This is a genomic window from Pseudomonas ulcerans (genome assembly GCF_036324125.1).
Lineage (GTDB): Bacteria > Pseudomonadota > Gammaproteobacteria > Pseudomonadales > Pseudomonadaceae > Aquipseudomonas > Aquipseudomonas ulcerans.
Map to the genome: position 1 here is coordinate 41,171 of NZ_JAZDQN010000046.1, position 9,952 is coordinate 51,122.

10 protein-coding genes are annotated in these 9,952 nt (G+C 63.7%); 3 read left to right on the forward strand and 7 right to left on the reverse strand.

The window, feature by feature from the left end; genetic code table 11:
* Positions 1 to 41 precede the first annotated feature (41 nt).
* The 4 genes from V0R59_RS27185 to V0R59_RS27200 form a co-directional block, all read right to left on the reverse strand.
* Entirely contained in the window at positions 42 to 995 is a 954-nt protein-coding gene (locus V0R59_RS27185) for an adenosine deaminase (RefSeq protein ID WP_330075812.1), read from the reverse strand.
* Positions 996 to 1,146: 151 nt separating this feature from the next.
* On the reverse strand, positions 1,147 to 2,502 hold the full coding sequence (locus V0R59_RS27190; protein WP_330075813.1) for an 8-oxoguanine deaminase: 1,356 nt from the start codon (positions 2,500 to 2,502) through the stop codon (positions 1,147 to 1,149).
* A 117-nt stretch (positions 2,503 to 2,619) separates the two neighbouring features.
* Positions 2,620 to 3,303: an SDR family oxidoreductase gene (locus V0R59_RS27195; protein ID WP_330075814.1), complete on the reverse strand. Its 684-nt coding sequence runs from the start codon at positions 3,301 to 3,303 to the stop codon at positions 2,620 to 2,622.
* Positions 3,300 to 3,665 (reverse strand): MerR family transcriptional regulator, encoded by a 366-nt coding sequence (locus tag V0R59_RS27200; protein ID WP_330075815.1) that lies wholly within the window; start codon positions 3,663 to 3,665, stop codon positions 3,300 to 3,302. Before V0R59_RS27200 ends, V0R59_RS27195 begins: the two co-directional genes overlap by 4 nt.
* A gap of 85 nt (positions 3,666 to 3,750) precedes the next feature.
* Between V0R59_RS27200 and V0R59_RS27205 the strand changes: the two genes are divergently transcribed.
* Complete coding sequence (locus V0R59_RS27205) at positions 3,751 to 4,176, forward strand: hypothetical protein (RefSeq protein ID WP_330075816.1); 426 nt, start codon at positions 3,751 to 3,753, stop codon at positions 4,174 to 4,176.
* A gap of 276 nt (positions 4,177 to 4,452) precedes the next feature.
* On the opposite strand, the gene V0R59_RS27210 is transcribed toward V0R59_RS27205, so the two are convergent.
* From V0R59_RS27210 to V0R59_RS27220, 3 genes are all read right to left on the reverse strand, one after another.
* Entirely contained in the window at positions 4,453 to 5,037 is a 585-nt protein-coding gene (locus V0R59_RS27210; RefSeq protein ID WP_330075817.1) for an IMPACT family protein, read from the reverse strand.
* 10 nt (positions 5,038 to 5,047) lie between these two features.
* Positions 5,048 to 5,707: a TetR/AcrR family transcriptional regulator gene (locus V0R59_RS27215; RefSeq protein ID WP_330075818.1), complete on the reverse strand. Its 660-nt coding sequence runs from the start codon at positions 5,705 to 5,707 to the stop codon at positions 5,048 to 5,050.
* A gap of 100 nt (positions 5,708 to 5,807) precedes the next feature.
* Positions 5,808 to 6,725, reverse strand: a complete 918-nt coding sequence (locus tag V0R59_RS27220; RefSeq protein ID WP_330075819.1) for a LysR family transcriptional regulator — start codon at positions 6,723 to 6,725, stop codon at positions 5,808 to 5,810.
* Between the two features lie 126 nt (positions 6,726 to 6,851).
* On the opposite strand from V0R59_RS27220, the gene V0R59_RS27225 reads away from it, so the two are divergent.
* A complete protein-coding gene (locus V0R59_RS27225) occupies positions 6,852 to 8,198 on the forward strand; it encodes an aspartate aminotransferase family protein (protein ID WP_330075820.1) in 1,347 nt (448 codons plus the stop codon).
* A 63-nt stretch (positions 8,199 to 8,261) separates the two neighbouring features.
* On the forward strand, positions 8,262 to 9,755 hold the full coding sequence (locus V0R59_RS27230; RefSeq protein ID WP_330075821.1) for a CoA-acylating methylmalonate-semialdehyde dehydrogenase: 1,494 nt from the start codon (positions 8,262 to 8,264) through the stop codon (positions 9,753 to 9,755).
* Positions 9,756 to 9,952: the final 197 nt, after the last annotated feature.

Genomic DNA, 9,952 nt, shown 5'->3' on the forward strand with positions numbered 1-9,952 from the left:
AGCAGTGCGCGGTGGATCGATCACCGCGCACGCATCGCCTGTCAGGCTTTGATCAGCCGTGCGTCGAGGCTGTTCTGGGCCAGGCGGCGGGCCTGGTCCTCGGTCATGCCGAGGTGGGTGTGCAGGGCATGGAAGTTCTCGGTGACATAGCCGCCGAAGTAGGCCGGATCGTCCGAGTTCACCGTGACCTTCACGCCACGTTCGAGCATGTCGAGGATGTTGTGCTGGCTCATGTGGTCGAACACGCACAACTTGGTATTGGACAGCGGGCAGACGGTCAGCGGGATCTGCTCGTCGATGATGCGCTGCATCAGGCGTTCGTCCTCGATGGCCCGCACGCCGTGGTCGATGCGCTGGATCTTGAGCAGGTCGAGTGCTTCCCAGATGTACTCGGGAGGGCCTTCCTCGCCAGCGTGGGCGACGGTGAGGAAGCCTTCGCTGCGGGCACGGTCGAAGACGCGCTGGAACTTGCTCGGTGGGTGGCCCATCTCCGAGCTGTCGAGGCCGACGGCAACGAAGTCGTCACGGAAGGGCAGGGCCTGGTCGAGGGTCTTGTGCGCCTCTTCCTCGCTGAGGTGACGCAGGAAACTGAGGATCAGGCCGCTGCCGATGCCCAGTTGCTCACGGCCGTCCTTGAGGGCGCGGGTGATGCCCTCCAGCACCACTTCGAAGGGGATGCCACGGTCGGTGTGGGTCTGCGGGTCGAAGAACGGCTCGGTGTGGATGACGTTCTGCGCCTTGCAGCGTTGCAGGTAGGCCCAGGTGAGGTCGTAGAAGTCCTGCTCGGTGCGCAGGACATCGGCGCCTTGGTAATACAGGTCGAGAAACTCTTGCAGGTTGTTGAAGGCGTATGCCGCGCGCAGGGTTTCAACATCGTTCCAGGGCAGGGCGATCTTGTTGCGTTCGGCCAGGGCGAACAGCAATTCGGGCTCCAGCGATCCTTCCAGGTGAAGGTGCAGTTCTGCCTTGGGCAGCGCGTTAAGCCAATCGTACATGGTGGGTTCTCATCAGGTGCAATCGACGCATTCTACAGAGGTTGCCGGCCCGGCGCGGTAAAACCTGACCGGCAGGTTCAACGATAGCAGCACCGGGCCAGCAGTGCGGCCAGGTTCCAGGGGGAGCTGGTGACCTGGCTGTTGTTGCTCGTCAGCCGGCGATCAGTTGCGCGGCGGCCTGGCGGTGCTTGGCGATCAGCGCCTGGATGTCCAGGCCCTCGACCTGGCCGTCGATGACCCGCCACTTGCCGCCGACCATCACCCGGTCGGCGCGGTCGGCGCCGCAGAGCAGCAGGGCCGAGATCGGGTCGTGGCTGCCGGAGAAGCGCAGTTCGTCGAGCTTGAACAGCGCCAGGTCGGCCTGCTTGCCGACCGCCAGCTGGCCGATGTCGTCGCGGCCCAGCAGCTTCGCCGAGCCTCGGGTGGCCCAGGTCAGCGCGCGTTCCGGGGTGATGGCTTCGGCGCCGTAGCGCAAGCGCTGCAGGTACAGGGCCTGACGGGCTTCGAGGATCATGTTGGAAGCATCGTTGGACGCCGAACCATCGACACCCAGGCCGACCGGTGCACCGGCATCGGTGAGTTCGACAGTGGGGCAGATGCCCGAGGCGAGGCGCATGTTCGAACTTGGGCAATGGCAGATGCCGGTGCCGGCAGCACCCAGCCGGGCGATTTCATCGGCATTGAAGTGAATGCCGTGGGCCAGCCAGGTACGCGGGCCGAGCCAGCCGACGCTGTCCAGGTAGTCGACGGTACGCAGGCCGAAGCGTTGCAGGCAGAAGTCCTCTTCGTCGAGGGTTTCCGCCAGGTGGGTGTGCAGGCGCACGTCCAGTTCCTCGGCCAGTTCGGCGCTGGCGCGCATGATTTCCGGCGTGACCGAGAAGGGCGAGCAGGGGGCCAGGGCGATCTGGATCTGCGCGCCCGCACCGCGTTCATGGTAGCTGTGGATAAGTCGCTGGCTATCGTCGAGGATCACCTCGCCTTGCTGCACGGTCTGCTGTGGTGGCAGGCCGCCGTCGGCTTCGCCCAGGCTCATCGAGCCACGGGTGAGCATGGCGCGCATGCCCAACTTGCGCACGGCTTCGACTTGCACGTCGATGGCGTTTTCCAGGCCGTCCGGGAACAGATAGTGGTGGTCGGCAGCGGTGGTGCAGCCGGACAGCAGCAGCTCGGCCAGGGCCACCTGGCTGGCCAGTTCCAGCTTGGCCGGCGTCAGGCGGGCCCAGACGGGGTAGAGGGTTTTCAGCCATGGGAACAAAGGCTGGTTGACCACCGGACCCCAGGCCCGGGTCAGGGTCTGGTAGAAGTGATGGTGGGTGTTGATCAGGCCCGGCAGCACCACATGCTCGCGGGCATCGAAGGTCTGTTCTACGGGATGGAAGGGAACCTGGCCGAGAGCGAGGACTTCACGGATGACGCCGTCTTCGATGACCAGGCCGCCGCGGGCGTCGAGGTCGTTGGCAGTGAAGATGGCAAGGGGGTTTTTCAACCAGATACGGGTCGCAGGCATGGTCGCCGGCTCCTCTGAAAGTGGGTTCAGGGTTAGCCAGCTCAGTGTTGCCCTGTCTGCTGATCCAGGTCCGCCGCGGTGGGCGAGGCGTCGAGTCTACACCCACCGCGCGGGAAATCACCAGACCAGGGTTTCGCCCTTGTAGTTGATGTAGTGCAGGCCCGGCTTGCCACTGTGGGCCTTGACCTGCTCGACCATGCCGCGGGTGCTGGTGGCTACATCGATGTCCGCGCCTTCGCCGCCCATGTCGGTCTTGACCCAGCCCGGGTGCATGGCCAGCACGCTCAGGCCGGTCTCGCCGAGGCGCACGACGAAGCTGTTGATCATCGAGTTCAGTGCGGCCTTGCTCGCCTTGTACAGCGCCAGGTCTGGTGCGTCGGGAATGGCCACGCTGCCGAGGATCGAGCTCATGAAGGCGATCACTCCGCTGCCTTCGCGCAGTTGCCCGGCGAAGCGCTGGGCAACGCGGATCGGCGCCACGCTGTTGGTCATGAACAGGTCGCCGATTTCTGCCAGTTGCGCCACCTCGGCGTCCTGGTTGTCCGGGCCCTTGATCCCGGCGTTGACGAACAGCAGGTCGAAGACCTGGCCTTCGAGGTGTTTCTGCAGGGCATCGAGCTGGCTGCTGCTGTTCATTTCCAGGGTTTGCACCTGGACGCCCGTCAGGGCCTTGAGGGCGCCAGCCTTGGCGGTATCGCGCACGGTGGCGACGACCTTCCAGCCGTCTTCGCTCAGACGTTCCACGAGGCCGAGGCCCAGGCCGCGGGAGGCGCCGATGATCAGGGCGGTTTTGGTAGTCATGCGGGAGCTCCTTTCAATGTGAGGGGACAGCGATCTGCCAGGCGCTGGTGTAGTGCCTGGCGCAACTCGACGAGGGCATCGATGCGCGACTCGACCAGTGCCAGCTTGTCTTCGATGAAGCGCGTCACCAGCGCTTCCGGGTCTTGTGCCTGCCACAGCTCGGCGACGTTCTGGCTGATTTCGCCAAGGCTGAAACCGAGCTTCTGCGCGGTCTTTATCAACAGGACCAACTGCACAGTCTCTGCCGGATAGTCACGATAGCCGTTGGCGCTGCGCTGGGCGCGGATCAGGCCACGATCTTCGTAGAAACGCAGGGTGTCGCGGCTGACGCCACAGGTCTGCGCCAGTTCGCCGATACGCACGGGCAATTCCTGGGAGAAGGGGTTGACCCTGGAGCATACTCCAGGCTTTAGCCTGCCGCTCTCACTTTCCAGAAAGGAGCGGAACATGTGGAGCCAGAGCGGTTATCGAGGATTGGTGCGGGCCAGCGGTTGGTACGATCTGCTGATCACGGCAGCGTTCGTCACCCCGTGGAGCCTGATGGCGTTGCACGGGTTGTTGCGGCAGTTGAGCGCCCAGTGGGGGCTGGCGGGCGACCTGCCGGATTTCGCCCCGATGCATGTGCTGATGGCGAACCTGATGGGGTCGATCGTGTGTGTCTGGTCGGTGCTGCGCATTCGTGATCCGCAGGCGCAGTTCGGGCGCTATGACGCGGTAGGGCGTCTGCTGTTCGCCCTGTGGCAGGGCTATGCGCTGGCGCAGGGTGCGAGCCAGTTGCTCGGGGGCATTCTGCTGATGGAGTTGTTCTGGGCAGTGCTGCAACTTTGGCCGGTACGCAGCGCTGATCAAAAAACGATCAATTCCGCTGCGTAACGGCCGGGCAGGCGATTGACGCAGGCTTGCACGGTTTATCCACAGCTTGCCCCACAGTATCTGTGAGCAAGCCGCTGCGCTGGGCATAAGCCCTGCCGGGCTGCCTTCGAACGGCGATAATCCGGGTTAAGCAGCTGATTTTTCGACGGAACCAAGGCTGTCATCAAATTTTGATCAAAATATGATCTTTCGCCTGAAAGCCTTGCTGGCAAAGGCTTCCAGCCGGCTGCCCAGAGGTTATCCACAACCGGGCCCACAGTGGATGTGGGCAACTGCTCAGCCTTTTTCCAGGAGGATCCGGCCGCGGCTGAGATCGGCCAGTTGCCGTTGCACGGTGTCGAGCTGTTCGGCGCCCAGGGCCAGGCGCACGTCGACGCCGTTGGCGGTGAAGGCTTCATCGAGGATCACCCCGTCGGCCTCGGCGACGCGCAGCTTGAGCAGGGCCAGTTCGCTGAACGAGCAACTGCATTTCAGCTCGGTCCGGCTGACCAGCAGGCGTTTCGGCGCCTGTTGCAGGCATTTGTTGGCGCCGCCGCCATAGGCCCGGGCCAGGCCGCCGGTGCCCAGCTGGATGCCGCCGTACCAGCGGATCACCAGTACCACGACCTGGTCGCAGTCCTGCGCCTCGATGGCCGCGAGTATGGGTCGTCCGGCAGTGCCGCCGGGTTCGCCGTCGTCGCTGCTGCGGTACTGGGCGCCGAGTTTCCAGGCCCAGCAGTTGTGGGTGGCGGCCAGGTCGCTGTGGCGTTCGAGGAAGGCCTGGGCGTCGGCGGGCGTGCTGATTGGCGCGGCGAGGGTGATGAAGCGGCTCTTGCGAATTTCCTCGCGGTATTCGCAGGTGTCCAGCAGGGTAGAAGGCATAAGCGGGTGTTCAGTTCGGCGGGGTCAGGCCACAGCCCTTGAGGATGATGTGGATAAGGTTGTTGCCGGCGTCTTCCATGTCCTGTTTGGTCAGGCGGCTGCGGCCGGTGACCTGGCAGATCTGCGTGGCGAAGTCGGCGTAGTGCTGGGTGCTGCTCCATAGCAGGAAGATCAGGTGCACCGGCTCCACCGGGTCCATCTTGCCGGCGTCGATCCAGCTCTGGAACACGGCGGCGCGGCCCTTGAACCACTCGCGGTAGTCCTGGCTGAAGTAGTCGGTTAGGCAGTTGCCGCCACTGATGATCTCCATGGCGAAGATCCGCGAGGCCTGCGGATTGCGCCGTGAGAATTCCATCTTCGCGCGGATGTACTGGGCCAGGGCCTGGGCCGGGTCGTCGTCGACGTCGAGGGCGTTGAAGGTGCTGTCCCACAGCTCGATGATGTTGCTCAGCACCGCGATGTACAGGCCCAGCTTGTTGGTGAAGTAGTAGTGCAGGTTGGCCTTGGGCAGCCCGGCGTTCTGGGCGATGGTGTTCATGCTGGTGCCCTTGAAACCGTGGCGGGCGAACTCGTCCTCGGCGGCCTGGATGATGGCCTGCTCGTTCTTCTGGCGGATGCGCCCGGCGGGCTTGACGGCAAGGGTACGGTGGGCGGGCACTTCAAGGGTCATGGGCGGTTCCGGCAAGAGCTGGGAAATAAAGGCACATGCACTGATACCCCAGGCACGGCGGGCACACAAGCGCGAAACGCGAGAATATCGCAATTGCGTCCTAACGTGTCGCAGCCAGGCTTTCGAGGAAGCTTTCCAGGACCAGATGCGGGCGGCGCCCCTTGCGCGTGACCCAGGCCAGGCTCAGGTCATAGAAGCGCTCGCCCGGCTTGAGTGCGCGCAGGCGACCCTGCTGGACCCAGAACGTCGCGTAGTGATCCGGCAGGTAGCCGATGTAGCGACCGGTGAGGATCAGGAAGGCCATGCCCTCTCGGTCGGAGGCGCTGGCGGTGCAGTTGAGTGCCTGGTACGCCGCCTGGATCTCGGCGGGCAGGCGGAAGGTCGGGGCGATGGCGTCCTGAGCATTGAGGCGGTCATCGTCCAATTGCCGGTCGTCGACGTAGAACAGCGGGTGGCCGACCGCGCAGTACAGCAGCGAACGCTCGCTGTACAACGGCTGGTATTCGAGACCCGACAGCGGGCTGGCCTGGGGTACCACGCCGACATGCAGGCTGCCGTCGAGCACGCCCTGTTCCACCTGGCTCGGCGGGATCATGCGGATGCGGATGCGCACGTCGGGGCCGCGATCCTTGAGCTGGGCCAGGGCATGGGTGATGCGCATGTGCGGCAAGGTCACCAGGTTGTCGGTCAGGCCGATGTTCAGTTCGCCACGCAGGTGCTGGTGCAGGCCGTTGACCTCGGTGCGGAAGCTTTCCAGGGCGCTTAGCAGTTGCAACGCCGACTGGTAGACCTCGCGGCCTTCCTCGGTCAGCGAGAAGCCGGCGCGCCCGCGCTGGCACAGGCGCAGGCCGAGGCGCTGCTCCAGGTCGCCCATTTGCTGGCTGATTGCCGAGCGGCCGATGCCCAGCACGTTTTCCGCCGCCGAGAAGCCGCCGCACTCGACCACGCTGCGGAAGATCTTCAGCAGGCGGATGTCGAAATCGCTGACCTGGGAAAGCGGTTCGGGGCGACGGCTCATAGTTTAGTGTCCGGTGAACTGAGGATTAGAAAAGTAGAGTTTTCCAGACTTTATAGCCGTGACAAGTTATCGGCAATACAACGCTTTCCTACGAATGCTGTTCAATTGCCTTGCGAGGTCGCGACGATGAACCTGCCTGAAAACGCTCCTGTCGGTCTGGCCAGCCAGCTGAAGCTGGATGCTCACTGGATGCCCTACACCGCCAACCGCAATTTCCAGCGTGATCCGCGCCTAATCGTTGCCGCGGAAGGCAACTATCTGGTCGACGACAAGGGCCGCAAGATCTTCGACGCACTGTCCGGCCTGTGGACCTGCGGCGCTGGCCACACCCGCAAGGAAATCCAGGAAGCCGTCGCTCGCCAGCTGGGCGTGCTGGATTACTCGCCGGCGTTCCAGTTCGGTCATCCGCTGTCGTTCCAGCTGGCCGAGAAAATCACCGAACTGACTCCGGGCAACCTGAACCACGTCTTCTATACCAACTCCGGTTCCGAGTGCTGCGACACCGCAGTGAAGATGGTGCGTGCCTACTGGCGCCTGAAGGGCCAGGCCACCAAGACCAAGCTCATCGGCCGTGCCCGTGGCTACCACGGCGTGAACATCGCCGGTACCAGCCTCGGTGGCGTGAACGGCAACCGCAAGCTGTTCGGCCAGTTGCTGGACGTCGACCATATCCCGCACACCGTGCTGCCGGGCAACGCCTTCACCAAGGGCATGCCGGAAGAGGGCGGTATTGCGCTGGCCGATGAAATGCTCAAGCTGATCGAGCTGCACGACGCTTCCAATATTGCCGCGCTGATCGTCGAGCCGCTGGCCGGCTCCGCCGGTGTCCTGCCGCCGCCTAAGGGTTATCTGAAACGCCTGCGGGAAATCTGCGACCAGCACAACATCCTGCTGATCTTCGACGAAGTCATTACCGGTTTCGGCCGCATGGGCGCCATGACCGGCGCCGAAGCGTTCGGCGTGACCCCGGACCTGATGTGCATCGCCAAGCAGGTCACCAACGGCGCCATTCCGATGGGCGCGGTGATTGCCAGCAGCGAGATCTACCAGACCTTCATGAACCAGCCGACCCCCGAGTACGCTGTGGAATTCCCCCACGGCTACACCTACTCGGCGCACCCGGTGGCGTGCGCGGCCGGTATTGCCGCCCTCGACCTGTTGCAGAAGGAAAACCTGGTGCAGTCCGCCGCCGAGCTGGCGCCGCACTTCGAGAACGTGCTGCATGGCATCAAGGGCACCAAGAACGTCATCGATATCCGTAACTACGGCCTGGCCGGCGCCATCCAGATCGCTGCGCGCGATGGTGATGCCATCGTCCGTCCTTACGAAGCGGCGATGAAGCTGTGGCAAGCCGGTTTCTATGTGCGCTTCGGTGGAGACACCCTGCAGTTCGGGCCAACCTTCAATACCAGGCCGCAGGAGCTGGACCGTCTGTTCGACGCCGTCGGCGAAGCCCTGAACGCCATCGACTGATCGATTCCCTTTCCCGGGGCAGGCCCGTGCGCCTGCCCCCACTTGAATACCTGGAGTTACTGCATGAGCACCGTTGCACATCTGATCAATGGCGAGCTGGTTTCCGGCAACGACCGCAGCGCCGACGTCTTCAATCCTTCCACCGGGCAAGCGATCCACAAGGTCGCCCTGGCCAGCCGTGCCACCGTACAGCAGGCCATCGATTCGGCCAAGGCGGCCTTCCCGGCCTGGCGCAACACTCCACCGGCCAAGCGCGCCCAGGTGATGTTCCGCTTCAAGCAACTGCTGGAGCAGAACGAAGCGCGCATCTCCCAGTTGATCAGCGAAGAGCATGGCAAGACTCTGGAAGACGCCGCCGGTGAACTGAAGCGCGGGATCGAGAACGTCGAGTTCGCCTGCGCCGCTCCGGAAGTGCTGAAGGGCGAGTACAGCCGCAATGTCGGCCCGAACATCGATGCCTGGTCGGACTTCCAGCCGCTGGGCGTGGTGGCGGGTATCACGCCGTTCAACTTCCCGGCCATGGTGCCGCTGTGGATGTATCCGCTGGCCATCGCCTGCGGCAACTGCTTCATCCTCAAGCCGTCCGAGCGTGATCCGAGCTCGACCTTGCTGATTGCCCAGTTGCTGCACGAAGCGGGTCTGCCGAAGGGCGTGCTGAACGTGGTGCACGGCGACAAGGAAGCGGTGGACGCGCTGATCGAGGCGCCGGAAGTCAAGGCGCTGAGCTTCGTCGGCTCGACGCCGATCGCCGAGTACATCTATGCCGAAGGCACCAAGCGCGGCAAGCGTGTCCAGGCCCTGGGCGGTGCGAAGAACCACGCCGTGCTGATGCCGGATGCCGACCTGGACAACGCGGTCAGCGCGCTGATGGGCGCGGCCTATGGTTCCTGCGGCGAACGCTGCATGGCGATCTCGGTGGCTGTGTGCGTTGGCGACCAGGTGGCCGATGCACTGGTGGCCAAGCTGGTTCCGCAGATCAAGGGCCTGAAGATCGGTGCCGGGACTTCCTGCGGTCTGGACATGGGGCCTCTGGTTACCGCTGCGGCGCGTGACAAGGTCGTGGGGTACATCGACGATGGCGTCGCTGCCGGTGCCGAACTGGTTGTGGACGGTCGTGGCTATCGTGTTGCTGGCAACGAAGACGGCTACTTCGTTGGCGGTACGCTGTTCGACCGCGTGACCACCGAGATGCGCATCTATAAGGAAGAGATCTTCGGGCCTGTGCTGTGCGTGGTGCGGGTGAATAGCCTGGAAGAGGCGATGCAACTGATCAACGAACACGAATACGGCAACGGCACCTGTATCTTCACCCGGGACGGTGAAGCCGCTCGCCTGTTCTGCGACGAGATCGAAGTCGGCATGGTCGGCGTCAACGTACCGCTGCCGGTACCGGTGGCCTATCACAGCTTCGGTGGCTGGAAGCGTTCCCTGTTCGGCGACCTGCATGCCTATGGCCCGGATGGCGTGCGCTTCTACACCCGGCGCAAGGCGATCACCCAGCGCTGGCCGCAGCGGGCCAGCCACGAGGCTTCGCAGTTCGCGTTCCCGAGTCTGTGAGCGTAGCTATATAGAAGAGGGGAGGCCGCAAGGCCTCCCCTCTTCGTTTTACGGGCTTTTTGACTGTAATGACAAATATGTTGCAATAAGTGCTTGACGCCCCGTTTTATCTGTCTATAATTCGCCCCACTTCCGGCGCAGTCGAAACGGAAAACTCCTTGAATATCAACGAGTTAGGCGTTCCAGGTGGTATCGGA

Coding starts and splice junctions, on each gene's coding strand:
- V0R59_RS27205 (WP_330075816.1), top strand. CDS start 3,751: ATGTGGAGCCAGAGCGGTTATCGAGGATTGGTGCGGGCCAGCGGTTGG.
- V0R59_RS27225 (WP_330075820.1), top strand. CDS start 6,852: ATGAACCTGCCTGAAAACGCTCCTGTCGGTCTGGCCAGCCAGCTGAAG.
- V0R59_RS27190 (WP_330075813.1), bottom strand. CDS start 2,502: ATGCCTGCGACCCGTATCTGGTTGAAAAACCCCCTTGCCATCTTCACT.
- V0R59_RS27185 (WP_330075812.1), bottom strand. CDS start 995: ATGTACGATTGGCTTAACGCGCTGCCCAAGGCAGAACTGCACCTTCAC.
- V0R59_RS27230 (WP_330075821.1), top strand. CDS start 8,262: ATGAGCACCGTTGCACATCTGATCAATGGCGAGCTGGTTTCCGGCAAC.
- V0R59_RS27195 (WP_330075814.1), bottom strand. CDS start 3,303: ATGACTACCAAAACCGCCCTGATCATCGGCGCCTCCCGCGGCCTGGGC.
- V0R59_RS27215 (WP_330075818.1), bottom strand. CDS start 5,707: ATGACCCTTGAAGTGCCCGCCCACCGTACCCTTGCCGTCAAGCCCGCC.
- V0R59_RS27220 (WP_330075819.1), bottom strand. CDS start 6,725: ATGAGCCGTCGCCCCGAACCGCTTTCCCAGGTCAGCGATTTCGACATC.
- V0R59_RS27210 (WP_330075817.1), bottom strand. CDS start 5,037: ATGCCTTCTACCCTGCTGGACACCTGCGAATACCGCGAGGAAATTCGC.